Genomic DNA, 26,940 nt, shown 5'->3' on the forward strand with positions numbered 1-26,940 from the left:
TTCTGTGGTGAACAAACAATATGTATGGAAAAATTCGAATTACATATTCTAGGATGCGGGTCAGCACTACCCACGATGCGTCACCAAGCCACCTCACAAATTGTCAATATCCGGGAAAAACTTTTTATGATAGACTGTGGAGAAGGCACGCAAGTACAATTGCGCCGTTCACGACTGAAGTTCAGCCGGTTGAATCATATTTTCATTTCCCATCTGCATGGCGACCATTGCTTCGGGCTGATTGGACTGATTTCTACATTCGGCATGCTGGAACGTACTGCCGACCTGCACATTTACAGTCATCCCGACCTGATATCCTTACTTCAAGCACAAATCGCATTCTTTTGCAAAGGAATGAGCTACAAGGTCATATTCCATCCTTTTAACCCGAAAGAACAAGCTGTTATTTATGACGACCGTTCCATATCTGTAGAAACCATTCCTTTATGCCACCGTATGCCTACATGCGGATTCCTGTTCCGCGAAAAACCTACCCTAAACCATATCCGGCGAGACATGATTGACTTCTACCGCATACCCTTATGGATGATAAACCGCATCAAAGAAGGCGAAGATTTTATCACGGACAGCGGTGAAACCATCCCCAACAAATGGCTTACCACACCTTCCGACCCGCCACGCACATACGCCTATTGCTCGGATACCGCCTATTATCCCCGTATCATCCCTCAAATACACGGTGCCGACCTGCTGTTCCATGAAGCCACATTTGTCAATGCCGATGAAACGCGTGCCCGCCAAACCCAACACTCCACCGCCCGTCAGGCTGCCCAAATAGCCCATGATGCAGAAGTGAAACGTTTGGTCATCGGTCATTTTTCGGCACGGTACGACGATGAAAAGCAACTTTTAAAAGAAGCACAGGAAGTTTTCCCTGCAACCTTATTGGCACAAGAAAACCTGCAAATCAACTTATAGGCAAGTTAAAAAAACTTATCCCATTTAAACGTTGGCACTTCATTTTATCTAAAAACATATACAAAGACACCATTATGAATAACTATAACGAGGAAGAGATAATTGCCCAGCTACAAGACCCAAAGCTGCAACGGGAAGCTTTCGGGAAAGTGGTCAGGCACTACAGCGAACCATTGTACTGGCAAATACGACGTATGGTACTCTCCCACGATGATACAAACGACCTCTTGCAAAACACATTCATCAAGGCATGGAGCAATTTGGAATATTTCCGGGGAGAAGCACGCCTGTCTACATGGCTTTACCGCATTGCCATCAATGAATCACTGAATTTCCTGAACAAACAACGTGCCATAAACCAACTCTCATTGGATGAAGCCGAAACAACAGCGCTTGCCAAGTTGGAAAGCGACCCCTATTTCGATGGTGACCATACCCAGCTACTTTTCGAAAAAGCCATACAAACCTTACCGGAAAAGCAACGTATCGTGTTCAACCTGAAATACTTCGAGGAAATGAAATACGAAGATATGTCGGAGATTCTAGGAACCAGCGTAGGTGCCCTGAAAGCCTCTTACCACCATGCCGTGAAAAAAATAGAAGAATTTTTAAACCAAAACGATTAAACCTTGTACCGGATTATCAATCTAATAAACAAAGGAAGGAGGGATGATACGATGAAAAAAAACGACCTTGAACTACAAAAGAAATACGGGAAACAAAATCCATTCACCGTACCGGAAGGATATTTCGAGCATTTTACCGAAAACCTGATGGAACGACTTCCCGAAAAAGAAGTCAAAGCACTTCCTGAAATCAAGTTATGGGACCGTGTGAAACCATGGATTTACATGGCGGCCATGTTCGTAGGCCTGATGTTCACTGTCCGTGCCTTTGTAGGCACTACCCAATCGGCAGATGACTCAGACAACCTTACCGATATGCCGGATGAATACATCGAATCAATCGTAGACCAAACGATGATGGATGATTATGAACTATACCAATATTTAACGGATGCCGATGCCGGTATCTATAACTAAAAGACCAATTCAATGAAGAAACTATTTTCGATTATGATTCTTCTTACCTGCTTCTGCACATACATGCATGCGCAGAAAAACAAATTGAGCAAAGAAGAATTCCGTGCACGGCAAGAAGCGTTTATTACCGAAAACGCCCGACTCACTCCACAAGAAGCCAAAGAGTTTTTTCCACTCTACTTCGAACTGCAAGATAAAAAAAGCAAGTATAACCGTGAAGCCTGGCAAGAAATAAGAAAAGGAAAACAACCCAACGTAAGCGAAGAAGAATACAACCGTATCGTAGAAGACGTAATACAAACCCGAATCACCATTGACCAGCTGGACTTGGAATACGTACGGAAATATAAGAAATTCCTCTCATCTAAAAAGATATACGATATCCAGCGGGCGGAAATGAAATTCCACCGCCATTTGTTAAGACCAGAGAGGGAGAAAAAATCGAAAAAATAAATTACACGAATCAGAAGAGGCTGTCTCAAAATAGAAACAGGCACTCAGGATGACATTACTTTCTGATACTCAATTACCATTTTGAGACAGCCTCATCAGCTTAGTCCGACAATCCAAGCCACATAGCTATCTTGCTTGTAAGATTATTAATCTTCATGCCGAAAGATTATTAATCTTCACGCTGTAAGATTAATAATCTTACAAGCGATGCAGCTATATTGCGAAAAGACCAAAGCTTACTTGTCATGCCGGATGTATAATCCGGCATAATTGAAGAAACGGATTTACAATCCAGCGTGACACCCTGTCAACAGAAGCGACACCGGAAGTATGTATTCCATTAAAATGCACAATTGCATACCGTCCAAAGTATAAACAACCTTCCCAGTCCTCCCCAATCGGACATCATATTAACAAACTGTTTTGAATTTCTACAAAAAGTTTTTCTCATCTTGATGTATTTGTTCCCGTGTGTGCCTTGGGCGATAAATTCAAAACAGCTTCTTACAAGTCAAGTCTATAAAAAACAAAAGCCACAACGTCATCAGTTGTGGCTTCTTACTTCCTGCACGGGAAGAGAGACTCGAACTCCCGACACTCGGTTTTGGAGACCGATGCTCTACCAACTGAGCTATTCCCGTGTTTGCGGATGCAAAGGTACGACATTTTTTGATATTGCCAAATGCTTTGGCATTTTTTTTGCTTCATGGCATAAAAATGCCCGCTTCACACAGCATAGACCGATATATTTCTGCCTTTTTCTCCAACTTGAGCGGATAAGCCCTGCTGGAAGAAGGCATCCGGTAAAGCCAAAGTTGGCGGTCAGCATATTCGAATTTGCTTTTTCCACCTACCGGAGGTTCTTCAATATGCAATTGTGCACATAAGGTATCTGTAGCTTTTTGCCCGGTCGTTACAATAGATTTGCATGCCGGAAGTTGTTTCAGAAGCAAGCCGATGTCCGTAGGCTCCACGATTTCCAGGTATTTGTCTGAAGCATTGCTTTTCAAACGTTTCACTGTGCAAGCCGTATCATAAAGCGCAACGCCTTTTTCTTTCAAGAAGTGTATGAGACGTTCTTTATCGAAAGCCTTTTTACCGGAAAGTACAAAATGTTCTTTATCACCGAAGAAAATCAGTCCGAAAATCCGCCACATGTCATTGTTCCAGTTCGGATAGAAGAAATCCATGCTCCAGCGCTTCTTCTGCGGAGGAAAGCTTCCCAGCATCAGCAAAGTAGCTTCTGCAGGAAGAAACGGTTCCAACGGATGATTTTCGATGAGGCTGTCCATCTTAGTTTTCTTTGGGTTTAGGTTCTTTTTTTGCCAGTACAACGATGTTGTAAACATATTCGTTCATCCAGCTTTCGCTATATCCCAGTGCATGCTGGTATTGGCGGATGTTTACACAAGTCTTTCTCACACTATCATCTTTCCAGTTGGTTTTCGTCAGGATATCGTGAATGGTCTTTTCGGTCATCGAACGCAATAATTTCTTGAACATGCCAGGCATACGGAATTTCCATTGCATCAGATTCCCCACTACCATCATCAAGTCTTGACTGAATCCCTGAAACATAAACAGGTAGTTCTTGATATCATTCACACTCTTGCAGTGCTTTTTGACAGATGTATCTATTTCCTTAAAAAAGAACTCATTAATGCCGTAAATATCCATCAGCATCTTTTTGCATCTGGTACGTTCTGCCACTCCCAGCTTGTTGTTCTGGGTAGGGATTTTCAATGTACGCTTGAATACTGCCATATCAGGCAGGAAATTGATATTGCTGATGCCCAGCTGCGCAGCCATAACGGCTTGGTAGTATACACGTATCAAAGTCATGAAGTCTTCTACACCTCCTACCCGTGCACCTTCTTCTTCAACTTGTTTTTTACCTAATAGCTTCGAAAATATGCTCATAATCTAATCTGTAATAAATTATTATGGGGACAAAGATAAAACAAAAAAGTGAGATAAAAGGCAGTTTATGACAAGATAGTGACAAGAAACTGCTTTGAATGTCTTTCTCTTCCCGATGTATTCGTTTTCGTGTGTGCTTTGGGCGATAAATTCAAAACAGTTTCTAGAAAGTTATCAACTATCAGGTCTTATATAAGCATAGGATACTTCGTTATTTCACGATTTTCACCAGCAGCGTCTTGCCGGCAGGTTTTCCTTTCATATCGTATGATTCCGATTTTACCAGACCTATTCCCTCGGCATACCATTCAGTCACCCGGTGCGTGGTGCTTTTCAACACCACTTTGGTACGTTTCAAGTAAGTAATCTTTATACAGTCGAATTTCCCAGCCGTAGTACTGATTTGCTCCTCTCCCATATAAGCAGCTCCCGAAATCGTAATTTCATTTTTCAGCATCTTCACAATAAGTGCATACGAGCGGTCGGGCATACTTTCTCCTCCCTCGGCATGTTCCTTCAGCACAAACGAGTTGTCGCCTTTATACTTCAATTCTTCACGCATGGCAGTACGTGCCGCCGTATCATACTTATCCGGATCCGAATCCGAATCAATATAAGGTCCATACACCAGATCTTCGGCACACACAGTCTGGTTGCCATCATAACTCCAGTCGAAACGCGTATAGCTGGTATTGTTCTTCAACTTGTTGGTTACAATCTTATTGATATAACAGGCAGTTACCTTACCATCGTTTCTCCCGACAAACGACACGGTAGCAGTCTCATTCGAAACACTTTGTCCCGCTTCATCGTAATTGACATAATGAAGTTCCGTTCCCTCTACCGTACAAAAATATTGTGCATGCAGGCTGAAACAAGCCAACACCGCACAAACAAACAAAAGCATCTTTTTCATGTTACGTTCCTTTTTTTCTAATTACGCCACAAACTTACAAATTTCTTTTCAGCAAATGCAAGCATATACCTGATTTTCTCTATCTTTGTGCCCAACATTCAATCATAAAATACGAAAAACATGGGTTTATTATCAGCAATCTTCGGCAACGGAAAGCCCGAAGAAAACCAACAGGAAAAACAGACACAAAAGAATTTCGAGATTTTAAAATACGATGGCATACGGGCACACAACATGAACCAACTGGCTTACGCCGCCAAATGCCTGGAACAGGCGTCTGCCCTGCGTGACGATGCTGAAACACTCCAGTACCTTGCCGACACGTATGTAAAACTCCAGCGTACCGATGATGCCCGGACAACTTTGGACAAACTGACCGGACTGGAACCGGACAACATACAGGGATATCTGTTCCTTGCCAACGTATGCTTTGCACAAGAAGACTATGACGGTATGGACAAAGCCTGCCAAAAAGCCATCAAGCTGGACGAAAGCAATGCCCATGCCTACTATTTGGCAGCCAGGGCAGCCCACGGACTTCACAACGATTTGCAAGCTATCGTAATGGCTACCAAAGCCATCACACAAGACGAAAGCTTTCTTTCTGCCTACTTGCTCCGTGCCGAAGTGCTTTGGAGCATGAAACAGGCGAAAGAAACACTGGAAGACCTCGATTATATCCTAAATGCAAATCCGGAAGAAGAAGATGCCTTGCTGCTGAAAAGTACCGTCAAAGCCACATTAGGAGAAACCGACGAAGCATATCGGTGTCTGGAGCTGGTCATGGAAACCAATCCTTTCAACGAAAAAGCTTACCTGCTGAAAGGAGAACTGCTCTGTGGGCAGAAAGCATACGGCAAAGCCATCGAACTGTATACCGAAGCCTTGGAACTGATGCCCCAGAACGCTACATTCTACCAGGAACGCGGACGTGTCCGGTTACTGGAAGGAGACAAGAATGGCTCCATCGAAGACTTGAAAAAAGCCATCGAACTGAACCCCGAAAGCGAATCCCAAATAAACGGAACGTTTGATAACCAAGACACCCTTTCCGGCACCCCAAATCCTGCAAGTATTTACTGACTGGAATGCATCTATGTCCGTTGCCTTACGAAGATAAATACACCGGCCTACGGACATAGATGCACAAAGCTACGTACATACGGTTTCCTGAAAAACGGTTTCCAATATTCTATCAGGGTCTTAACACTCCCGCTTCTTCAACAAAAAGAGAGGCAAATAAAAGAAAATGCCTGCAACAGACATTATCAATCCACCTATTGTACCCGCCGCCAAAGAAAACCAGAAACTTTCCTTCTCACCTATCATAAAAGGAATAAAACCCAGTACGGTCGAAGTCACCGTCAGAAATATCGGAACAACCTTCACATTCCATGCCTTGGTGTATGCCTCAACCTTTCCCAGATAAGGGTAACGCCTCCGGATAGCATTATACTCGTTCAGAATATAAATGCTGGCATTGACCGTAATACCACACAGAAGAACAAAAGCAGCGAAACCACCTTGGTCGAACGTGAGTTCGAACAGATAAAAAGTCAGAAACACTCCGATATATGAAATAGGAATCACACCGATAATGGCAAGTGGCTGCTTCAACGAATCGAACAGGATAGCCGAAATAAAGAAAATAATGCCAATCACAATAAGCAACAGCCCGTACTGACCATGGTCATCGTTATGCCAATACCATATATTGCTCTTGTTCTCGATACTATACCCCATCGGGAGAGCAGCCTTCATGACCTCAACATCCTTTGCCAAGATTTTCTGCCCTTGCTGGTGTGCACCGATGTATTCGAATTGCAGACACAATACGTACTGCTGGTTCTCTTTCACAATCTTCTTCGACACTTGCTCTTTGCTCACCTTGGCAAAATCGGATAATTTATACTGTCTGCCTCCGAATATAAAAGGTACTTCCATCAGCCCCCATACATCATATTCACCGCTCTGTACCGAAGACAACGAAAGCCGTTCGCTCTGATTATCGTACACAATATTCCCCACACGCTGACCCGACATGAATATCGGCTGCAAAATAGCAAAAAGAGTGCTTGCCGTAAGGTTTTCCTTTGTCATCTTTTCCTTGTCGAACTGCAAGACATACTCGTCATAGTCATCCTTCCAATACGAGAATTCAGCATTGACCTGCACTTCCTTGATACGCCTGTGAGACAGCAACAAACGCTTCATCTCTTCCGCCCAATAAGAAAGTTCGTCATAATTATACCCGTACATCTCCACCTGAAAACTTCCTGCCGTCTCACGTACATCATTCGAAAAGCCTTGGTCTTGCAATCCATACACATTCCAGCTTCCGCCTCCCAACGTAAGAGCCTTACTGATAATGTTCGACTTCAACACGTACGGAAAGCCACTGTGCTCATATTCTTTTTTGAAAAATATCTCGATACCGGCATGACGGGCATCATAGACAGAAGTTTGAAACTGCCTGATTTCCCGAAATTCACTCAGATAAGTTTCCATTTGCTTTATCAGCACATTCATCTGTTCCAGCGTACTGCCATTAGGAAGTGTGGCTGTTACCGAAAGCACCACTTCTTCATCGCGGTTTCCGAAATAATTTCCGTTGTACACCTTTTCCACAAACAGCCGCAACGTACCTCCCAGCCATTTGTCGATCACCGGTTTTATTTCTTCCCTATAAACAGGACGGTCAAACACCTTATTATATAAAGTGGCCCATCCACCTTTCTGTTCTGCATGCTCTATCTTTTCGGGAAGCAGAAATACCGGAAGTCCGAACGCCCATACCAGTACGGCATATGCAATAGCCTTACGCCTGCACAATGCCTTTACCATCCATTTATAACCACGTGTAAAATAAACCACCCCCCGCTTGATACGCGACGAACGCCTAAAGACCGAAGTCCTGCGCAAGCGGATGCGTTCTATCAATGCCGGGACAAAGAACAGTGCCACAAACAATGATACAGCCAGATTGATAATAACTACAGCTGCAAAATCTTGCAGGTTCAAGCGTATCTTCTCGTCCATGAAAAAGATAATGACCAATGCTCCGATAGTAGTCAACGTCGCTGCCAGGATAGACATAAACGCTTTCAGGTTCCGACGGTGCAGGATATGGTCGGTCATCACAATGGTATTATCTATCAACAGGTTCAGCGAAATGGTGATGCCGGCAAGCGAATAAAGCTGAATATCTACTCCGCAGATGTAGTAAAAGATAAAAGCAATAGCCATATTGACAGCCAGACTGGCTACTATCAAAAACAGATAACGCAGATTCAGGGTAATGACTGCCACAAACAACAACAGGATAAGCACAGTTATTGTTGTACGGAAGTAATTTGTATTCAGTTCCTTGCTAATGTATTCCGTAGCATCGTAACTGACATGCACCTCGTACCCCGGAGGCATATTCTGCTGTATCTGCCTCATGGCATCCCTTACCTGGGCTGCCACCCGAAGCTGATTTGCCGTTTCCTCTGCCGTAATGGAAAGATAAATAGAATTAAGCCCGTTGATACGGAAATAGCCGGTAGGTTCTTCCTCTGTATGTGTCACTTTCACCAGTTTGTCCAGCGAAATCAATTTTCCTTCTGACGTACGTAAACTGATATCGGCAGGCCGGAAGCCTTCCTGTCCTTCAGACGAAGTGCGTACCACCCTAATCCATTCATCCCCCACATCTACCTGGCAGATGCCCAAGAATTCATTGTCATAATATTCCTGGATAGCCTGTCCTAGATCTCCTACAGACAGACCAAGATAGCCCAACTGGCTGTTATCGTATGTCAGCCTCCACTCCATGGGGGTAGCACCGCTCAACTCTATCTTATAAATACCTTTAATGGCAGAAAGCAACGGTTTGATATAATTTTCCCCATAATTCTGAATCAGAATCGGGGTAGCCGGTGCATTGAGTGTATAAGTCATGAAAGGCCTTGTCGAGCGGTCGTCCGAACGTTGAGTAGAAATCAAAGGATAACTCACTCCTTCTGGCAATTGCGACCAGACCTGACGGATCACGGTAGAGACTTCAAAGCGTACGATATCCACTTCGCTATGCTTGTCTATCTCAATGCGCAGGCTGCCATATCCATTATCGGAAGTGGAACGGATTTTCCGTACACCTTCTATCCGCGACAAGGCTCCCTCCAGCCGGCTGGTAACTTCTGCTTCGATTACTCTTGCCGAATTGCCTGGCATAGAGAATGAAACCGTCAGTGCCGGAAGTTCATGCGAAGGCGAAAGTTTCACCGGTAGCAAAGGCACCAGCGAAAGTCCCACAATAGCCAGACAGATAAAACTGACTATCAGAGTAAAGGAAGAAGCCGTTTTACGAGATTTCTGTTTCATTGACGGATTCTATTTTTAAAATCAAAACGGTCAGACAAAGAAAAGCCAGTTTCAAAATCATGCAAAGTCAGCTTCCTTATTTTATAATAGCTCAGCCAATAATTCTGCAAAGCCTGAATATAATTCTTCTGCGCTTCCTGCTGCCTGTTCAAGGCAAGGGTCAGACTGTTTACATCACTCTTCCCGATAATAAAACGCTGCCGGGTCTGCTCGTATGCCAGTTCTGCCAGGTCCAAAGCCTCCTCTGCACCTTCTATCAGGTCTTGCTGCACGTTAAAGTCGCTCACGGTCATCACCACATCTTCTTCCAGACTGATTTCTTCCTGCCTTGCTGCAATCTTTACAACGTTCAGATTGTTCTTTGCCATGTTATATTTACCTTTCCTCACCCCCCAGTCTATCAAAGGGATAGAGACACTGATTGACACCAGGTCTTGCTGCAACAGATTCTTATAAGCAGAACGGATATTATCCGACACCTGGTTGAACCCGACACTGGCATTGAAACTGGCACTAAAGCGCGATTCTTTTTTCGTACGGTCTACATCACGCTCCGCTTCCAGTACATTCTGCCGCTGCTCCAGATAAGTCGGATTATTCTCTTTGGCTTTCTGCAAAGCCTCATCCGCCAACACTTCCAGGTGGCGCGGACGTCCCGGCAAGTCCAATTCGATGGTTGTATTCTTATCCATATTCAAGAAAGTAGCCAATGCCGACATCGCCCTTTTCAGTGCAATCCGTGCATTGGTCAATGTATTCTGCGCATTCACTTTATCCAGTTTCAATGTCAGCAGGTCTGCCTGCGAAATAGAAGCAATCTTCTGGCGCTGCATTCCGATGTCACACAATGTATCTGCCGTAACCAGATTATCCTCTGCCAGCTTATAGTCAGCCTGTGCCATCGCCAGACTGAAGAAATAATTGACCGCTTCTTCCGCCACCTCTTCTGTATGATAGATGAACTGCTTTTTCACCTTTTCAAATTTCAACGGTTCTATCTTGCGGTCCCACCGGAAAGCATTATATCCCAATAATTCCTGCTGATACCCGATACGAAAAGGAACAGTAGAGAACTGAGTCGATTTCGTATCACCAAAATTACGCATAAAGTCCAGTTGGGTATCTATATAGAATGTACCTCCCAGCCAGTCGAAATTCTGTGCCAGGCTCAATCCACCCGTTGCACTGAACATCTGCTGTTCACGGTAAACATCCATATCCTCATTCGAGTCATAGCGTTGGGTAATGTAACGGTAATATTGTGCCGGCGTCAGGTTCAAGGTCAGACTGGGCAAACGGTTCGCTTTAAAAGTACGGTATTCCCAGTAACCGGACAAATACATGTTCTGATAACGGAAAGCCGACAACGAACTGTCATTCGCCAATTCTATCGTTTCCTGCAAATCCAGTTTCACGGTGTGTTGCGCCAACAGCGGCATACAGCTCAGTGCCAGTACCAGGCATATACTAATATTTCTGCGTTTCATGTTTTCTATAGATTAACCAATATATTAATGGAATAATAAACAAGCTGATAATGGTTCCCAAGGTCATCGCCCCTATCATGGCGATGGAAAGCGGACATTGCAGTTCCGAACCCATATCGGAAGTAAACAGCAGCGGCACCATGGCAAAGATAGTGGTCAGCGTAGTCATGACAATTGCCCGCAAACGCTTTCTTCCTCCTGTATGGATAGCTTCAGTAAGTGGCATACCGGTTTTTCTCAGTTCGTTGATGGTATCCAGTTTCAAGATAGAGTCGTTTATCACAATACCGCTTGAAATGACAATACCGATAGCCGACATCAGATTCAGCGTATCTCCACACAGCCACAGGCAAAGCAAGGCAAAAGCAATATCCATCGGGATTTCCGCCAATACAATAAGGGGTTGCAAGAAACTTTCGAACTGGGCACACAAGATAAAGTACATCAGCAAGACCGATATGCACAGTATCACCATCAGTTCCCCCATCATCCGCTGGTTCGAAAAGAAACTGCCCGAAAAGTCCACATCCCATTTCCCCGACCGTGCCACCACATCACGTATGCCGGCTATCAGTCCAGGTGCATTGTCCACATCATAAAAACGCAGCGGAATATATTCACCGTTGCTCCCTGCTGTAATGCTTTTCAAGTCTTCAGCCGGTTGTACCGACAGCAGCTCCTTCAACGGGACATAAGCCTGTTCCTCTCCTTCTTGGGGCACATTTTCCACCAGCGTTTCCGCCAGCACCCGTTCAAGTGTACGTTCGTTTCCTGCCACACTGATAGGCAAATACTGCTGGTAAGAACGCAAGACCGATACTTCGTTTTCCTTAAATGCAGTCCGCAACGTGCGTACCACTTCATCGTAATCCACCCGATAAAGCAACAGGCGGTTACGGTCTATTACCAGATTCAGTTGGTTGCGGAAAGCAATAACCTCCGGATATACTCCGGTCTCCTCGGCTATCTGCCTCTCCAGTTCTTTCAGTTCGGCAGGTTGTGGACTCACAGCCTTATTCTTCGACCGGACCTGTGCCACCACATCGGCTTCTCCCGTTACAAATAGTTTTTCAAAGATAGTCATTGGAGGCGAATAAGTGACTGTGGCTTCCGGATAATGCGCCCCGAACCATTTTTTCAGATGCTGCTCTAACGGCAAAATGTCCGAAGGTTTTTCCGTCTTGAAATAAAGTTCAGCCTCACCTGCCGATAAGGCATCATCCGTATTCAGCACATAATCCTGCATACCTACATACGCCGTATGTTCGACGGCAATGCCATCAGTATGTTTCAGCAGTTCATCCACCCTCCGGTTATTTTCCTCCACATGAATATTCTCGTTCCATGCCACTTTCACTATCATTTCGTTCTGGTCTATTTCGGGCATCCGCTCTTTATCCAACACCCCGAACAAAACCACGCATAGCGGAAGGGTAGCCACAGCCACACACAAACTGATACGCTTATGCGAAAATACCCAGTTGATGCCCGCATCGTATCCGCGCTCCAGCCAGTCATTCTTCAGTTTATCCCGAAAATCAAAATTAATCCACCGGTACCTGCGCATTCCCAAACGGAAAAACAAGACATATAGAACCGGCAATAGCATGATGCCTGTAAAGTAAGATACTCCCAACCCAGCCGTAATGGAAAACGCCTGGTCGGTAAAGATGGCACCGGCTATACCGCTCATGAATATCAATGGCACAAATACTGCTACCGTAGTCAGCGAAGAACTCAGCATCGGTGTAATCATCTCACTGGTGCCTATTACCGCCGACCGTTTCAGCGAATAGCCACGTTCACGGTACTGCGACACGTTTTCGGTCACGATAATTGCATTGTCTATCATCATGCCCACCGCCATAATCAGTCCTGACAGCGATATGACGTTCAGCGAAACCTTGCAGAGATAGAAGAAGAAAAATGTGATTACCACCGATACCACCATCGTAATGCCGATAATCAACGGCGAACGCACATCGCCGATAAAGAACACTGCCACGATAAAGATAAACAGGAAACCCAACGTGAAATTCTGTTGCAGGTTCGAAATGGTATAATCCAACAGTTCTGTCTGGTTGCGCGTAATAGAAAATTCTATATCGGGATACAATGCGGCAAACCGTTCGGTAGTCCGCTGCAATTCCGCCTTCAGGTTATCCATGTTCTCTTCCGATTGCTTGATGATGGCAAATGTCACTGCCCGCTTTCCTCCAGCCAATGAACGTCCTGTCTCATGCTGTGTCACCAGGCTTACCTTACACAGGTCTTTCAGCTGCATGATGCGTCCTCCCTTGTTCAGATAGATGTTCTCTACATCCTCTGGAGTACGCAGGAAAGAAGCGATACGGATGTTATACTCGTAATATCCGTCACGCACCAGCATGCTGCCCGGCTCTGCATTGTTGGCTTCCAGTGTTCGTTCCAAATCATCTATACCGATGCCCAAGCTGTTCATTTTTTCCCTGTCGGGCACTATCTGCAACACCCTTTCAGGCACCCCGGTCATGTCCGCCATGGCTATCTGAGGCAATTGTTCGATACGCCTCCTCACCACGTTTTCTGCCAGTTCTGACAGGTTCAGGAATGCTTGTTCATCTGTATGCTGATAAGGCTTGTCCTTTTTCAACGTCATGTTCAGGTAAAACACCGGTATATCCGTTGCACTAGCCTTGATGGCTTTAGGACGTTCGGCATCTTTAGGCAAGCTGTTCATTGCCGCATCTATTTTCTCGTTTACTTCAATAAAAGCAAGGTCAGTATTGGTTCCGAACTCGAATGTCAGATGAATGACTCCCGAACCGTCGCGTGTCTCGCTTCTCATTTCATCCAGCCCCGACACCTGCAGCAAGGCACGCCGCACAGGAGCCACCATTGTATTCTCCATTTCCCGTGCCGACATATTATCCGAAGCCATCCGTACCGTAATCTGCGGAATGTCAATATCGGGCAACAGCGATACAGGGAGCGACCAGTAAGTAACCAGCCCTATGATAAAACAAGCGGTAAACGCCATCAATACGGCTATAGGCCGTTGTATTAAAAACTTAACCATCTTTTTTATTTACGATTTTTCTATTTACAATTTACCATTCAACCATTTACGGTTTGATAATTAAATCGTACTTCGTAAATCGAAAAATAGTAAATCTCCGCATGTTATTCCACTACTTTCACCGGTGTCTCATGTGCCAGGTTCACATTCCCTGTCGTAATGACTACGGCACCCTCTTCCATGCCGTCACCCGTCACCGTATATTCGGTCATATTCTCCAGTCCGGTCTGCACGTAGTTCCATATCGCTTTTCCGTCTTTCAACGTAAACACCACCTGTTTGCCCGAACGCAATACCACCGCGGTTTTCGGGATAACCAACTGGCCAGGCACCGAACGCTTCACGCTCACCCTTACGTTCATCCCGTCGAACAGCCTGCCTTTCCCGTTCACCAGTGCTTTTACCTTTACCATCCCGTTTTCGTCTACCGATGGGTTGATTTCTGCAATGCGTCCCTGCAAGCTGCCGGAAGCTACCGTATAGGGCATCACTTCCACCCTGTCGCCCGCTTTTACCAACGGCAGCTCGCTCTCCAGCACCGTAAATGCCACTTCCATATCGGATGTCGAGAGAATGCGGCAGAAGGGTTTCCCGCTTTCCGGTATATTATATTCCTTGCCATCCAGGTCGGCTACGATGCCGTCAAACGGTGCCGTCAGCGTAGCTTGCTCCAGTTCGCGCTTCGCCAGTTCGTAAGCCGCCTCGCTCTGCCCGTATCCGCTTTTGGTAGCAGCCAATTTCCTCACCGATTCGGGCACGGTTTCCATCCGGTCGGGAGCATACCCTTGCCCTATCAGCACATCCTGCATCTCCAGCCGGGCTTGCTCCAACGTATATTCCGCCTGTGTCAGTTTGTTTTGCAGGGAAAACAGGTCCAGTTCGGCTATCTTCTGCCCCTTCTTTACCCGGTCGCCGTTCTTCACATAAATGCGAGCTACCGGTTCGGTCGCAGTACGGAACTGCAAGGCGGCATACCGCTTGGCTTCCACCTTGCCGTTGCTCACCAGTTCGTGCTCGAAAGCCTGTTTTTTCAAGGTCATCACACTCACCTCCGCCACCCGCGAGGGAAGCACCGTTTCCACTCCCTCCTTTTCGGAGGCATCTTTTTTCTCTTCGCCGCACCCGCTCCATATTCCCGCGGCAAGCAGCAGCATCACATATCCGTAGCGTGCGTTCATATTTATTTATCTTCTATTAATTTACTCCATTCCCGTTTTGCGGTCTAAGGCCGATGCAATATTACACCAAAAAATATGATTATTATCATTCTTTGCCGCAAATATTCTTTTCCCGTCGGCAGATACTGTAAACAAGTTTATTTTATCCGCAACATTAAACCGCGACAATAAATTTCCTTCCCAATCCCACACCTGAAAACAAGTCACATCCGAAGCTTCATTATCGGGAGCATATTTTACGAAAATAAAATCCGCTGTATACGAACATCCCCAGTAATACATACCCTCCCTACGAAAGAACTTATCCGGATCGGATATTTTTTCCCCTACACTACATTCAACTAACAAATTACCGTCAAAATCAAAAAAACGGACATACGGAAACTTGCTATAAAAAAATGCAATGCGTTCTTTATCCGCATTCACCGCCACATTTACTGCCCGATACTGAAAAGCTTGTATCATATCAGCTTCCGGCTCGTCCTCTTGAAAAGGAGAATCAGGCATATCAGACACATCACCGCTTGTCGTATCATACAGGCTCCACCCTCCTTGTCTTTTACCAGGTTGAATCAAGACTTTTCCGTTCTTCAAAGGATACAAATTCTGACAGACATCTTTTTCCCATTCAAGTTGCTTGCGCCCATCTATTTTCAATCCACCTTCAACATCTACCACAGTAACAAGCGGAACACCTAAGCCTATAGCATAAAAACGATGACTGTCAAGAGGCCGTATCCACCTGAAAGGAAGCATGTCATTAGAACCTCCGCCATAAATCAAACCGCTATACCGGTATTCCAAACCGTGAACGTCAAAGACATCAAACAACGTATCTTTATGAAGATTGGATATAATCAGGTAATCCGGAAGGGCAACCATCCCGGTAGCGTTCAGCAAAACACCGCTATCTACACTGTCCATTTCAAACACCTGCACATCAGCCGGCAAAGCGACGCAAATGCCTTTGCTTGGCGACTTCGAACAAGCCGCCAAACAAAGTATGCTTATTATAAATAAAAATACCTTCATCCCTGTCAAGGTCTACAGCTACCTCTCCTTCTATTTTTAGGTTTAACATCGGGTGGAAGATGAATGGACTCTCCACAGTTTAATCCATCTTCTCCCCCCTTCTTATCTTCTCATTTTTGAGTCGGCCAGGCCACTTGTCCGAAAAATGAATATATACTGCATTGGCAGTTGAATATATACTGCAACTGCCCACGGATATATACTTCATCGGCCCATGCAGTATATATTCATTTTCGGAAGGTATAACCTCACGCGTTTCCCGTTGGCGTCACCCTGGCGCAAACCATACCGCATCGCCTCACCAGAAACGACTCTCATAACTCAATCTGTTTTTCTTCCAGTATCCTCCGGGTCTCTTCCTTCATCTGCCTTACAGCCGTCGAAGGCACCTTCGGTTCTTTCGTCAGTACCACCCGCACCGCTTCACGCAACTTGTCGGGCTGGTAGTTGTCGCGATACGAAAAGAGCTTCACCATCAGGTAATACGGATAAATGCGCGACGGCACCCGGTCTGCCGCCCGTCGGTAATACCACTCGGCACTGTCGAAACGGTACATCGCCGACTCGTTCTTCCCTATCAGGTTCAGTATCATCGGGTCGCCGCTCACCTTCAAAGCTTCTAGCAAGACAGCGGTCGACTCGTCCCACTGCCCGGTTTTATGCAGCGAGCGGGCATACTCGAAAAGGAAACGGGGATTCCAGTCCATGTTATGATACGTATAGTACGGCTTTTCGTACAAATCACCATACGCCTCCGCCGCACGCTCATACAATCCGGCATTGTACAACACCTGGCATTGCTCCCACGAACGGTACAGCTCCGCCACATACTTCTTGTCACCATATTTTATAAAAGAGACCACACATCCCGAACCAATCAAAAGAACAGCAATCCAATACCACCCGTCCTGCCATCGCAGCACGACCGATATGGCGGAAAGCACCAGCAATGCCAGCACCGCCACCATCGACGGATACTGCAGCGGATAAGACGCGAACGCAAAGATAAGGAAAGCCAGCAACGCCCCGTACAACCCATAGTTAAAGTTCTCATACAAACGGTTCAGGCAGCAACCTATTATCAGGCATGCTCCTACCAGCACCGGAATGCCCCAAGCCAATGCCACCTGCAAGTATTCGTTGAATACGTATTCGGGCGCGTCCGCCACCCGTGCTTCGGTCTCCGTATAGTCTCCCATGGCAAAGTAATCTTCTTGCGCCTGCCCGTAAACCGCAGGCACTCCGTTCCATCCGTTCCCTTCCAACGGATGTTCCTGCAGTGCAGTCGCCGCCACCTTCCACATCAGCACACGTCCGTCCGCCGAATCTTTTTTCAAGTAGTAAAGCCCTGCTCCCGCTCCTACAAGGATAAGTACCGCCACAATCCCTATCACCCATTTCAACGGCTTTTCATACCGCGGATAATATTCGTCTATCTTCCATACATTCCAAAGGTAATACATACACCCTGTCGAGACAAGTGCGGCAATCCATGCCGTGCGGCTCATCCCTGCAGGCAGCACAAGCACGATGGAAATCATCGCGACAAGGGCTACCGGCTTGTGAATATCCCGGTAAGTACGGCTTATATACTCGGAGTAGGCCAACGGAAACACCATGGCAAGAAAGCCCGAATAGGGTCCGGGATTAGCAAACGAACCGGTCACGGCGAAACGGGCATGATTGGAAGGAAGCCAGCCCCATAGCTGGGCCAATCCCCACACGGCTTCCACTATCCCATACAGCATGAGCGCCAACGCTGCCATGTCGCCCACGTAGTCATAAAGCAACTCGCGACCTTTCTTTACCAGCATACAAATAAAATACAACGCCAGCACAACCGCCCAGCAACCATACATCCATTGCCAGGCTTCTTCTTGCGTTCCCATCGGCATATCGCCCGCGTTCATCAGCAGCACACTGAGCGACATCGCTACCACCACAAAGATAATAATCTCTGCCGCCTTGTCTTTCAAAATCATATATCCATCCATTCCTTATCTTTTTAATTCCATCATCCTGTCCGGATTACAAACCTAAAGATTTCATGACAACCGGACAAATATCTTATATAAATTCAACATAAAATCTTATTTCAGGTTCCGTTTAGATTGAGTTTAGGTTCTATTTATATTCCGTTTATTTTTCTCTATGTTACATCATTCATGCAATGATATGCCCAAACCGTTCTCACCCGTACACAAATGTTACATACGGGCTATTTTTCACTCGATACGCTTCCATACCCGCTTCCAGTCTACCGAACCCGTATACGGATCGACCGATTTCCATATCCGCGTAGCCTTGCCCACGATGTAACATTCGGGCAACAAGCCCCAGTAACGCGAATCTTGCGAGTTAAAACAATTGTCACCACCCATAAAGTAATAATTCTGGCGGAAACGGTAACCCGTTATCCGTTTACCCTCCAAATAGAAGCCATCGTCCTTTTGCACCAACTTTCCCCGCTGCTCCCATTCTATCAGGTTCCTGTAAAACAGGTAATGGTTCCGGGTCATCTTTATCGAATCGCCACGCGCGGGAACATACAACGGGCCGAAATCCTTTACCGTCCAGCCCAGCAACGAATCGTAAGGAAACGTGTAATAGGAACGGTTACGTATCATCTCCTCCCTGCCCGATTTTTTGGACAACAGCCGTGAAAGCCGTTCCTGTGCCTCCACGTTCCCTGCCGGAGTATCTGTTCCGCGCACACGGTAACGTCCATCCCTTATCTCCACCGTATCGCCAGGCCCGCCGATGCAACGCTTCACGTAATAAAGCAGCACGTCAAAACCGATGCTGTCCCAACGTTCGGGGTAAGGGAAATTGAATACCAGCACTTCCCCACGGCGGAACTCTTCCAAGCCGGGCAATCTCCGTATCTCAAACGGACGGTGTTCAGCCGCATCCCATACATCGAATATCCGTGCCCCTTTCAGCGGTTTGTCCACCAGCACATAGTCGCCCGGACGCAACACAGGCACCATCGAATCGGAAGGGATGGAAAACGAGGCAAACAGGAACACCTGACCTGCGATGCGCAACACAATCCATGCCGCATACAGGCATACCGCCACTGCACATACCTTATACGCCAAGCAGAACACCTTTTTCCTGATTATCCGTATCCGTTTCATTCGCTCTATTGATTTACGTAAACTTTAACAGCCCAACCAAACACGTTACAAGCTTATTCCCGTTCTCATATCCTAATTATGAATATCCGCACCCCCTTACAGTTATTAGGTGAAATACGAATATTCAATATTTCTAATTCTCAACTGACTCAATAAAAGAAATGATTTCCTTCTTATCCGAAGTGCCAGGCAATATATAATTTCTTATCGTATTCAAAGAATCCATCAAAATCATGATAGGAGTCGGAATATATTTCAATTCTTTTCGAATCAAATCCTTTGAATCTGCATATACATATTCATAATAAGCATTACGCTTTTGGTAAAAAGAAGAACTGCCCACCGTTGAAATAACTGCAACTTTCCTTTCATGATAAAGAGAATCTATTTCTTTCGTCACAGAAAAACCTAAATCGACACAATTACCGCAATCGTAATAATTAAACACAAAAACGACCCCATACTTTCTATCGGATACAATGGAATCAATAGACGTAATTCTCCTTCCTATCAAATCATATTCATCCTTCTGTATGTTGACTTCCCTTTGTGGCTTATTTTTCTCATTACTGCATCCGAACAAAAAAGGCAGCAATAGCAATACGATAAAAACCTTATCTTTCAGCATCATCACGCAATTTAAATTTTTCAATGGTTGTTTCGTCCACTTCTTGTGCCGCAAACAGATAAGTATCTGAAACACAAAAAGAAGAATAAATATCATGCGGAAGCATATAAGTAGAAACCAACTTCATATCTTCGTCTACAGACAAATCCAAGATTGTATTTACCTTGTACTCGTTTTGGTCTGTACGCGATGAACATAACAGATACAAATGACCATCGGCAAGATAAGCGTCACGAATATAGATGTAAACTGATTTCTCGCGGTTAGCCTGTTTCTCGGATATTTCCATAGCTGCCTTTATGACAGGAATAGATGAAATATCAAACCTCCGGACATATCTCCCGTCAAAGGTATATTGGTCTATATAAGGATAACAATCCGATACCGAGAAAATTCCTTTTCCTTCGGCATAAAGAATATGTTTCCGATTGGATATAACCGTCTTAAATGCTGTCTTTTCCTGTACCACTTCCCCTTTGGGGACTTGCCGGTCAGGATGACGTGTATCAATAAGCAAGAAACTGGTTGAATCAGTATTTGCCGACAAGTATATCAACGAATCACGAAGGCTGAAACGATTCTCATTCGCATTCGAAAGCAAGAAATCGCCGCAGAACGATCCACCATAAAATTTCTTCATAGACTTGGTACCGAAATCCACTACATACACTGTATCATACTGCACATTGAACGTAAAAGGCCAGGTCGTTTCATAAGGCGCTGCCCCATGATGAGTGACATATTCCATCCGTTGCAAGTCATCACTTAACGCGACGATGTCCCCCCGCTTTTTGTCTAATACATAAACATTGCCCTTGTCATAAACCATACAAGTTATGTCAGAGAAAAAACTGGAATCCGGATAGGTTTCGATTTGACTCTCAATCTTACAATATGTCAAGTCACTTTGACGCTTGTTCTTTTGACAAGAAACAAGACACAAAAGTATTAAAATCAAAAATAACGCCCTATTCATATTCAGCAAAATGTTTTATTTCCATCACATTCAACATAAGCGCCTCTCGTCCAATCAATCCCCCGACTACATCTTTGACCACTGCAAGACACTGAACCGCCTAAAGGAAGCCCGCAGTCCACAGTTGCTGTACATGAATAGTTGCCGCTACCTCCATTTTCCGGTTGTGCCAATGCTTCTACGTTAGTCAATATAAACTCTGTCATATAAACCTTCTTATCTAACGCAATATACATATTGTAACCTGCCGTTATGGCTACCACTGCGATAAACGTAATTAAAAAAATAAGTTTTTTCATCTTTTATTCGTTTTTTAATGATTAATATTCTGTTTGATTTCTTCTTTGTGAAGCCGCAAATCCCCGATTTGCTTGTCTTCTGTTTTTCTTTTTAAATTCGCCATAATGGTAATAGCTACTAATGAATATTTTCTGTTTTCACATATTGAATAATTTGCTCTTTAAACATATTGTCTTTCATGTCACCGGCAAACAAAACCTTTTTCCCATCTAAGAGAAAAGTCCGAACCACATTATCATCAAGTATTTTGTTCCTTGTCCTGAATTTCCTATAAAAATCAAAATAGAAAGGATATTGAAGCAACACCGTATTAAATATGGAATCTTTATAAGAACTGTAACCTACTATTTCAAAAGATATATGACGGTCTGTCAATGCGTGAATAAAAGATTCATTATCCAATATTTCGTATATGCAAGAAGTACAGGTTATATCCATTGTATGAAGCAACTTATACCTACTCTGATTTGCCAATTGACGATTCACCAAATCAGAATCAGGAAAATAAACCAATTCTTTCCCAATATACATGGAACAGATTTTCTCATTAAAAGAAGACCGATGAGAGCAAGAGCAAAAACATCCCAAAATGATAAGCGACAATATATATTTTCTCATTTTCTACCTTTTTTATATTGCGAATGGATAATACCCTACTTCATACTCCCCTGTATCAGGATTACGGGAAATGGCATAAATACGGTTCTGTTTCCGTTCTACACACATAAAAACATTCAACCGATCAGTTTCCAGACATTTCACCTTTTCACCTTTTGTCGTCAAAATGAAAATATGCGAAGCGAGAAAGGTCTCTTCCGGATATTCTTTCAAGGTACGACCGGAAAACAACAGATAAACGAAGTCATTATCCAAATCGGCAGAACTGACTCCGCATGGCGTATTCTCCGTAACAACATCCTCGGCATGTTCTATCGGCATGTATTCGACAAAACGTTGTTTCCACGCATCCCCTGAACGGGCATACAGTTCATAATAATAACCGGTTGGAGAATGATAAAGCAACAGGTTACGGTCTGCATTTATCTGCAAAACCCCTTGAAACAAATAAAATGGAGAACTGCTCATTGTTAGGTCTTTCGGGTAATTTCCCCAATAGGTCACCGTATCTTTTCCGATGCAATAATATTTACCTTGATTACTGTCGCCAAGGCCGATATAAGTGCTGTCCTCCAAATAATAACAATACTGCAATCCTTTTGCTTTTTGAACTGCCAATTCATTATAAAAAAATGAATGCACAGGTATAAACGAACGGCTTTTCAAAATACTGTCTACGTTATATATCAAGACTTTCCCGTTTGACATATCAATCACCTGAAACTCTTTTTCATTAATCTTATCCGTAAACTGTCCGTATAAAACCTCATCCGGACCTGTCCCTTTCTTACCGCCGGAAATCTGCACATCAGGCGAACTGATAGAAAATAGCGTGTAAGTATTTCCTTCTACCGGATCGTGTACCAACAATAAGGAATCAAACACTTCTATTGCGGTTGGTTTAAATAGAAAATCACTTTTAACTGGATGAAAACTGACTTGCTCTACCGTACGGAAACCATACTTCGACATAGGGGATTCTTCCCGCCCGCAACTGAACAAAAACAATAAAGCCAATAATATAACTGAAATCCTCATAACTGAAAATATTTATATTAAATAAGAAGCAGCGCACTTTAGATGATACCTAAATGCACTACTTCAACAAATGCCGCTTATAAAGTGTTAGTCTTATAATAACCTCTACCTGGATGCAAACCGTTACAATAGCAGGACCGCATCAGGTCTGATACGCAATAAAACAATATATCACCCGTTACTGAAACACATTCAAATTGTGCCAACGCTTCCACATTCTCCAATGCTAAATCAGACAAAACTTCTACTTTCTGTGACTGACTATAAGTAGTATAAGCTGAAGCTACGGCTACCGCCGCGATAAACGTAATTTTTAAAATAAGCTTTTTCATCTTTTGTTTATTTTTTAATGATTGATATTCTGTTTGATTTTTCGTCTGCAAAGCCGCAAATCCCCGATTTGCTTGTCTCCTGTTTTTCTTCTTAACTTTGCATCGGCTTAACCTCCTTTCGTTTTATGGGTGGAATGGAAACATGCCAATTACCACCACACTTGTTTCCCTCCTTCATACGTAAAAATCCGTTCTTCTTTGCCTTTACTTAAATTGCGGAGCAACAGCAAGGCGTTCTCCGGTACATTATCATATACTAAACATTGCCGTTCGCCATCGCCTGTCTTCTGCCCTAACGACCGCCAGCCTTTATCCCAATAAAACAGTTCGTACAGTTCGCCCTCGCGGATAAAATTATCATCGTTGCGAGGAAGATAGACCAGCTTTGACAACTCAACGGCTTTACCTAAATCCAGCCCCAACCAAGCGTCTTTTTGCTTGCCGTCTGTACGCGAACAACTCAATACATTTCCGTCAAAAGCCATTCCCATTGCCTGCATCACATCATCCGGTTCTTTCGGATGGAAATTGCCGATAATCTTTCCCTTTACCTGCTTTCCCTGTTTGTCATACAACCTAATTTCAGCTATATTCCCTCCGGTTTTTGCAACAGGGATGAATTTCATATAGCGGTATGGCTTTCCCAATACCACCGTCTGAAAATTGCATTCTGCCAACGTATCAACCCGTATCGTGTCTGCCCGGCGGAACGAAGCGTCACGGCTGAACACAAACCTGCTCCCAGCAAAATTATTCAGCCAAATCCGAGGGAACAAATCCATGAATTTGCGATACAGCTTTACCGACCGCAGCCGTGCCGTATCAGGCTTCAATACATGCAACCCTCCATCCTCATCCACTTTTATGGGATAGTAAGCCGATGCCGTAGACCCTTCTGAATAATACATCGGGAGGTACACCGCTCCTGGTGCCATCCGCTCGAAACGATAGCCTTTCCCTCTCCGTTTGCCATACGCCACGATTTTCCAATTCTGCGCATCGAACACGCCCAAGTAAGCGTAACGGGGAGCATGTGCCTGCGGGAAGCAATCGGGCAAGTTCACGTCAACGGTCTGGATATACTGGTCGGTCACATCCACGATATGAGGGTCGCTGAACAAAGCGGGCACATTCTCTTCATCCTTTATCAGTCCTCCCGTTTCGCCAAACAACTGCCGATAAGCTTTCGAAAGATGATAAGAGTTATGAGCGATGTGTTGTCCGAATGCAACTGCAGACCCCGGCATAATAGGATACGTTTTTCCTTCGGATATAATAGAAAGCCAGTTGTGCCCCATGGCATGATTGGTCCAATTAGGCGTAAAGTCGCAAGCCACCGGCACGCCAATGCTGCGGTACAGATAAACGCCCATTGCCACAAAAGAAGGACACGATCCATAACGCAAATGCAGCAACGAAGAGGGGCGAAGGTCGGGCACGTAGGAAGGAGTAAAATAGCGGTTCCCTATAATCCGGCGCATAATCACTTCATACACTGAATCTACTTGTTGATGTAACAAAGGCTGCACCAACGGAGCATACGTTTCCTTGTACAAATCGCGCCACAGTTCCAACCGTTCATGTCCTACCCGATAAGGCAAGATGTATTCGCAAAACTCATCAAAGGTCAAGTCTTTCGCCCACGGTGACTTCCAAGCCTCGAAGGCGGCATCGATATGGCTGATCAGGAAATCGGAGCGCACCGCTTTCAAGTCGGGCGTACGTTTTATTCCCGCAAACCGCTGAGGCGTATAAATAGAGTCATAAATCACTTTCAGCGCAGAAACGGCAACATTTGTGTCCCGCTGCAGGCTGTCGGTCAATTCGTAATACGTGTCCATATACGGACAGTCTGCCGTATAGTGCCTCTTCATGTTCCGTATCAGGAATTTAGCTGCCTCTTGCTTTTCCGGCTCACCGGCATAATGGGTTATCACGGCTTCCAGCTGGCTCCGGTTTTCCCCGCTCAGTTCCAGCGACGTGTCCAGGACACGGTCGCATCCGACAGACAGCCATGCCGCTGCTACCCACACACATGTTTTCAGTAACGTTTTCATTCGATTCTTCTTAAACATCTTTTCCATTTCATTTATCCGTATACGGGTCGACCTACTTCCATATCCATACCGTCTTGACCGCAATATAACACTCTGGGAGTAAACCTCAATTGACGTAATTCATATATTTATCAACATGCATTTTTCATTCATTTTTTATCCTGCAATTTAAAATCATAAAACAAAAGCACAGGATTACTCTCTTCTCCCATCCCAGAAGCAATCTTATCAAGCAACTTGCTATTCGAGCCGTATTTTTTATATAAAAAAAGCATTTCTTCCGGATATACCAAACTCAACATCTGAACGGAAGTTTGATCTGTCTCGTAAGCAACCATACGTATGGGAAGTTTATACTTATCCAAATTAAAACTACCACAAAACAAAATAGATCCATCTTTTGAGAAAATCAAATACCTCCGAGGATTATCTGCATAATAGAATGAGCAACACATATAATTATCCCATTTATAAAAAGCGAAAATAGAAGGAGTTAATTCCTTTGCTAATTTTAAAGCTTTGGATGCCGACATACTCAGTTCGATTTTCTGTTTATTCAATGCTACAGACAAATAAGGATTAAGCACCCCGTCTTTGGGGTTTACAACATAGATTGTATCATTGAACGGAAAAAAAGTAAAAATAGAATCTTTATAATGGTAAAAAGCATTATACCCCTCACCAAATGAATAAGCCTTACCTTGAATATTTTTATTAAAAGGTATATCTTGATATAATAATTCCCCTTCACGACACACAACATAACTGTTATAAGACTTACCACTGCCATTATCAGCACGACCTAATCCTAAATTCAAAGCATAATCTCCATTAGACAAAACCAATAGACCTTCCGCTTTCGGGATTCTTTCTCTGCCACAATACCGGTCTGTCAAATCATACTTTAAGACATATCCGTCAAATTCACCCATCAGATATAACGTATCTCCTTTTATATCGAAATCCCCCAATCCTACATATTCTCCCGGTCCTTGTCCTAAATGTGCATATTGACGGATGTAATTCCCTATGGAGTCGAAAACCACAATCTTATCATCTTTTCCATCCAACACATAGATTTTACCATCATACATCTTTATTTTTTTCGCTTTACCAATCAAAGATGAATCGGTAGTTTCAAGCGTAATGTAGTGACTGAATTGGAAAAAAGAATCAAATTTACCGGTATCATCATTTCTCATTCCGTCTACCGAAACCATATTCAAACCTAAACGCTGCCCCTCCTGCTTATGGCATCCGGCAAGTACACTTAAAAGCAATACGATAAAAAAATACTTACTCATAACCCTTTTACAATTTTACAAAGAGATCCTTATCCTGTAAATACATAAGAAGCTGTTTTGAATTTCTCCAAAAAGTTTTTCTTGTCTTGATGTATCCGTTTTCGTGTGTGCTTTGGGCGATTTTTTGGTCCTTTTCGCTCCTGTTCTTCGTCAGAT

General features: G+C 44.3%; 23 protein-coding genes and 1 tRNA gene. 5 read left to right on the plus strand and 19 right to left on the minus strand.

The window, feature by feature from the left end; all coding sequences use genetic code 11:
• Nucleotides 1-24: 24 nt before the first annotated feature.
• The 4 genes from B5F78_RS05660 (at nucleotide 25) to B5F78_RS05675 (ending at nucleotide 2,435) form a co-directional block, all read left to right on the plus strand.
• Nucleotides 25-939: a ribonuclease Z gene (locus B5F78_RS05660; protein ID WP_087207322.1), complete on the plus strand. Its 915-nt coding sequence runs from the start codon at nucleotides 25-27 to the stop codon at nucleotides 937-939.
• A gap of 74 nt (nucleotides 940-1,013) precedes the next feature.
• Complete coding sequence (locus B5F78_RS05665; RefSeq protein WP_087207324.1) at nucleotides 1,014-1,565, plus strand: RNA polymerase sigma factor; 552 nt, start codon at nucleotides 1,014-1,016, stop codon at nucleotides 1,563-1,565.
• 51 nt (nucleotides 1,566-1,616) lie between these two features.
• The gene (locus B5F78_RS05670) at nucleotides 1,617-1,982 is read left to right on the plus strand and encodes a hypothetical protein (protein WP_087207325.1); all 366 of its coding nucleotides are present in this window, start codon (nucleotides 1,617-1,619) and stop codon (nucleotides 1,980-1,982) included.
• Nucleotides 1,983-1,994: 12 nt separating this feature from the next.
• Entirely contained in the window at nucleotides 1,995-2,435 is a 441-nt protein-coding gene (locus tag B5F78_RS05675) for a hypothetical protein (protein WP_087406241.1), read from the plus strand.
• Nucleotides 2,436-3,003: 568 nt separating this feature from the next.
• Here the strand turns inward: B5F78_RS05675 and B5F78_RS05680 are convergent.
• The 4 genes from B5F78_RS05680 to B5F78_RS05695 all read right to left on the minus strand — a co-directional run bounded on the left by B5F78_RS05680 (nucleotide 3,004) and on the right by B5F78_RS05695 (nucleotide 5,271).
• Nucleotides 3,004-3,076 (minus strand) — tRNA-Trp (locus B5F78_RS05680).
• A gap of 63 nt (nucleotides 3,077-3,139) precedes the next feature.
• The gene (locus B5F78_RS05685) at nucleotides 3,140-3,727 is read right to left on the minus strand and encodes a uracil-DNA glycosylase family protein (protein ID WP_022040497.1); all 588 of its coding nucleotides are present in this window, start codon (nucleotides 3,725-3,727) and stop codon (nucleotides 3,140-3,142) included.
• A 1-nt stretch (nucleotide 3,728) separates the two neighbouring features.
• Entirely contained in the window at nucleotides 3,729-4,355 is a 627-nt protein-coding gene (locus tag B5F78_RS05690; protein WP_022040496.1) for a hypothetical protein, read from the minus strand.
• A 211-nt stretch (nucleotides 4,356-4,566) separates the two neighbouring features.
• Complete coding sequence (locus B5F78_RS05695) at nucleotides 4,567-5,271, minus strand: TapB family protein (RefSeq protein WP_087207327.1); 705 nt, start codon at nucleotides 5,269-5,271, stop codon at nucleotides 4,567-4,569.
• Between the two features lie 120 nt (nucleotides 5,272-5,391).
• Between B5F78_RS05695 and B5F78_RS05700 the strand changes: the two genes are divergently transcribed.
• Entirely contained in the window at nucleotides 5,392-6,354 is a 963-nt protein-coding gene (locus B5F78_RS05700) for a tetratricopeptide repeat protein (RefSeq protein WP_022040494.1), read from the plus strand.
• A gap of 120 nt (nucleotides 6,355-6,474) precedes the next feature.
• Here B5F78_RS05700 and B5F78_RS05705 read toward each other — a convergent pair whose 3' ends face one another.
• The 15 genes from B5F78_RS05705 to B5F78_RS05775 form a co-directional block, all read right to left on the minus strand.
• Entirely contained in the window at nucleotides 6,475-9,636 is a 3,162-nt protein-coding gene (locus tag B5F78_RS05705; protein ID WP_087406242.1) for an efflux RND transporter permease subunit, read from the minus strand.
• A complete protein-coding gene (locus B5F78_RS05710) occupies nucleotides 9,633-11,123 on the minus strand; it encodes a TolC family protein (protein ID WP_087207334.1) in 1,491 nt (496 codons plus the stop codon). Before B5F78_RS05710 ends, B5F78_RS05705 begins: the two co-directional genes overlap by 4 nt.
• Nucleotides 11,104-14,181 carry an efflux RND transporter permease subunit gene (locus B5F78_RS05715; protein WP_087406243.1) on the minus strand — a complete coding sequence of 1,026 codons (3,078 nt, stop codon included), beginning with the start codon at nucleotides 14,179-14,181 and terminating at the stop codon, nucleotides 11,104-11,106. Before B5F78_RS05715 ends, B5F78_RS05710 begins: the two co-directional genes overlap by 20 nt.
• A gap of 104 nt (nucleotides 14,182-14,285) precedes the next feature.
• On the minus strand, nucleotides 14,286-15,359 hold the full coding sequence (locus B5F78_RS05720; protein WP_087406244.1) for an efflux RND transporter periplasmic adaptor subunit: 1,074 nt from the start codon (nucleotides 15,357-15,359) through the stop codon (nucleotides 14,286-14,288).
• A 21-nt stretch (nucleotides 15,360-15,380) separates the two neighbouring features.
• The gene (locus B5F78_RS05725; protein WP_087397176.1) at nucleotides 15,381-16,391 is read right to left on the minus strand and encodes a hypothetical protein; all 1,011 of its coding nucleotides are present in this window, start codon (nucleotides 16,389-16,391) and stop codon (nucleotides 15,381-15,383) included.
• 314 nt (nucleotides 16,392-16,705) lie between these two features.
• The gene (locus tag B5F78_RS05730; RefSeq protein WP_087406245.1) at nucleotides 16,706-18,385 is read right to left on the minus strand and encodes an O-antigen ligase family protein; all 1,680 of its coding nucleotides are present in this window, start codon (nucleotides 18,383-18,385) and stop codon (nucleotides 16,706-16,708) included.
• A 231-nt stretch (nucleotides 18,386-18,616) separates the two neighbouring features.
• Nucleotides 18,617-19,522: a signal peptidase I gene (gene lepB, locus B5F78_RS05735; RefSeq protein ID WP_443104546.1), complete on the minus strand. Its 906-nt coding sequence runs from the start codon at nucleotides 19,520-19,522 to the stop codon at nucleotides 18,617-18,619.
• Nucleotides 19,523-19,664: 142 nt separating this feature from the next.
• Entirely contained in the window at nucleotides 19,665-20,162 is a 498-nt protein-coding gene (locus B5F78_RS05740; protein WP_239414084.1) for a hypothetical protein, read from the minus strand.
• Nucleotides 20,146-20,988, minus strand: a complete 843-nt coding sequence (locus B5F78_RS05745) for a hypothetical protein (protein WP_239465563.1) — start codon at nucleotides 20,986-20,988, stop codon at nucleotides 20,146-20,148. Before B5F78_RS05745 ends, B5F78_RS05740 begins: the two co-directional genes overlap by 17 nt.
• A 149-nt stretch (nucleotides 20,989-21,137) precedes the next feature.
• Complete coding sequence (locus B5F78_RS05750; protein ID WP_087207345.1) at nucleotides 21,138-21,434, minus strand: NVEALA domain-containing protein; 297 nt, start codon at nucleotides 21,432-21,434, stop codon at nucleotides 21,138-21,140.
• A 118-nt stretch (nucleotides 21,435-21,552) separates the two neighbouring features.
• Nucleotides 21,553-22,053: a hypothetical protein gene (locus B5F78_RS05755; RefSeq protein WP_140400050.1), complete on the minus strand. Its 501-nt coding sequence runs from the start codon at nucleotides 22,051-22,053 to the stop codon at nucleotides 21,553-21,555.
• Nucleotides 22,054-22,065: 12 nt separating this feature from the next.
• Nucleotides 22,066-23,091 carry a BF3164 family lipoprotein gene (locus B5F78_RS05760; protein WP_087406247.1) on the minus strand — a complete coding sequence of 342 codons (1,026 nt, stop codon included), beginning with the start codon at nucleotides 23,089-23,091 and terminating at the stop codon, nucleotides 22,066-22,068.
• Nucleotides 23,092-23,168: 77 nt separating this feature from the next.
• On the minus strand, nucleotides 23,169-23,423 hold the full coding sequence (locus B5F78_RS05765) for an NVEALA domain-containing protein (RefSeq protein WP_087251518.1): 255 nt from the start codon (nucleotides 23,421-23,423) through the stop codon (nucleotides 23,169-23,171).
• A gap of 149 nt (nucleotides 23,424-23,572) precedes the next feature.
• Nucleotides 23,573-25,480 carry a discoidin domain-containing protein gene (locus tag B5F78_RS05770; RefSeq protein WP_087406248.1) on the minus strand — a complete coding sequence of 636 codons (1,908 nt, stop codon included), beginning with the start codon at nucleotides 25,478-25,480 and terminating at the stop codon, nucleotides 23,573-23,575.
• A 149-nt stretch (nucleotides 25,481-25,629) separates the two neighbouring features.
• On the minus strand, nucleotides 25,630-26,784 hold the full coding sequence (locus B5F78_RS05775) for a 6-bladed beta-propeller (RefSeq protein WP_087406249.1): 1,155 nt from the start codon (nucleotides 26,782-26,784) through the stop codon (nucleotides 25,630-25,632).
• Nucleotides 26,785-26,940: the final 156 nt, after the last annotated feature.

It is taken from the genome of Bacteroides sp. An279, assembly GCF_002159615.1.
Taxonomy (GTDB): domain Bacteria; phylum Bacteroidota; class Bacteroidia; order Bacteroidales; family Bacteroidaceae; genus Phocaeicola; species Phocaeicola intestinalis.

Bases quoted from the DNA above. Each gene is read 5' to 3' on its own strand.
- B5F78_RS05660 (WP_087207322.1), top strand. From the start codon at position 25: ATGGAAAAATTCGAATTACATATTCTAGGATGCGGGTCAGCACTACCC.
- B5F78_RS05665 (WP_087207324.1), top strand. From the start codon at position 1,014: ATGAATAACTATAACGAGGAAGAGATAATTGCCCAGCTACAAGACCCA.
- B5F78_RS05670 (WP_087207325.1), top strand. From the start codon at position 1,617: ATGAAAAAAAACGACCTTGAACTACAAAAGAAATACGGGAAACAAAAT.
- B5F78_RS05675 (WP_087406241.1), top strand. From the start codon at position 1,995: ATGAAGAAACTATTTTCGATTATGATTCTTCTTACCTGCTTCTGCACA.
- B5F78_RS05685 (WP_022040497.1), bottom strand. From the start codon at position 3,727: ATGGACAGCCTCATCGAAAATCATCCGTTGGAACCGTTTCTTCCTGCA.
- B5F78_RS05690 (WP_022040496.1), bottom strand. From the start codon at position 4,355: ATGAGCATATTTTCGAAGCTATTAGGTAAAAAACAAGTTGAAGAAGAA.
- B5F78_RS05695 (WP_087207327.1), bottom strand. From the start codon at position 5,271: ATGAAAAAGATGCTTTTGTTTGTTTGTGCGGTGTTGGCTTGTTTCAGC.
- B5F78_RS05700 (WP_022040494.1), top strand. From the start codon at position 5,392: ATGGGTTTATTATCAGCAATCTTCGGCAACGGAAAGCCCGAAGAAAAC.
- B5F78_RS05705 (WP_087406242.1), bottom strand. From the start codon at position 9,636: ATGAAACAGAAATCTCGTAAAACGGCTTCTTCCTTTACTCTGATAGTC.
- B5F78_RS05710 (WP_087207334.1), bottom strand. From the start codon at position 11,123: ATGAAACGCAGAAATATTAGTATATGCCTGGTACTGGCACTGAGCTGT.
- B5F78_RS05715 (WP_087406243.1), bottom strand. From the start codon at position 14,181: ATGGTTAAGTTTTTAATACAACGGCCTATAGCCGTATTGATGGCGTTT.
- B5F78_RS05720 (WP_087406244.1), bottom strand. From the start codon at position 15,359: ATGAACGCACGCTACGGATATGTGATGCTGCTGCTTGCCGCGGGAATA.
- B5F78_RS05725 (WP_087397176.1), bottom strand. From the start codon at position 16,391: ATGAAGGTATTTTTATTTATAATAAGCATACTTTGTTTGGCGGCTTGT.
- B5F78_RS05730 (WP_087406245.1), bottom strand. From the start codon at position 18,385: ATGGATGGATATATGATTTTGAAAGACAAGGCGGCAGAGATTATTATC.
- B5F78_RS05740 (WP_239414084.1), bottom strand. From the start codon at position 20,162: ATGATGCTGAAAGATAAGGTTTTTATCGTATTGCTATTGCTGCCTTTT.
- B5F78_RS05745 (WP_239465563.1), bottom strand. From the start codon at position 20,988: ATGGTTTATGACAAGGGCAATGTTTATGTATTAGACAAAAAGCGGGGG.
- B5F78_RS05750 (WP_087207345.1), bottom strand. From the start codon at position 21,434: ATGAAAAAACTTATTTTTTTAATTACGTTTATCGCAGTGGTAGCCATA.
- B5F78_RS05755 (WP_140400050.1), bottom strand. From the start codon at position 22,053: ATGAGAAAATATATATTGTCGCTTATCATTTTGGGATGTTTTTGCTCT.
- B5F78_RS05760 (WP_087406247.1), bottom strand. From the start codon at position 23,091: ATGAGGATTTCAGTTATATTATTGGCTTTATTGTTTTTGTTCAGTTGC.
- B5F78_RS05765 (WP_087251518.1), bottom strand. From the start codon at position 23,423: ATGAAAAAGCTTATTTTAAAAATTACGTTTATCGCGGCGGTAGCCGTA.
- B5F78_RS05770 (WP_087406248.1), bottom strand. From the start codon at position 25,480: ATGAAAACGTTACTGAAAACATGTGTGTGGGTAGCAGCGGCATGGCTG.
- B5F78_RS05775 (WP_087406249.1), bottom strand. From the start codon at position 26,784: ATGAGTAAGTATTTTTTTATCGTATTGCTTTTAAGTGTACTTGCCGGA.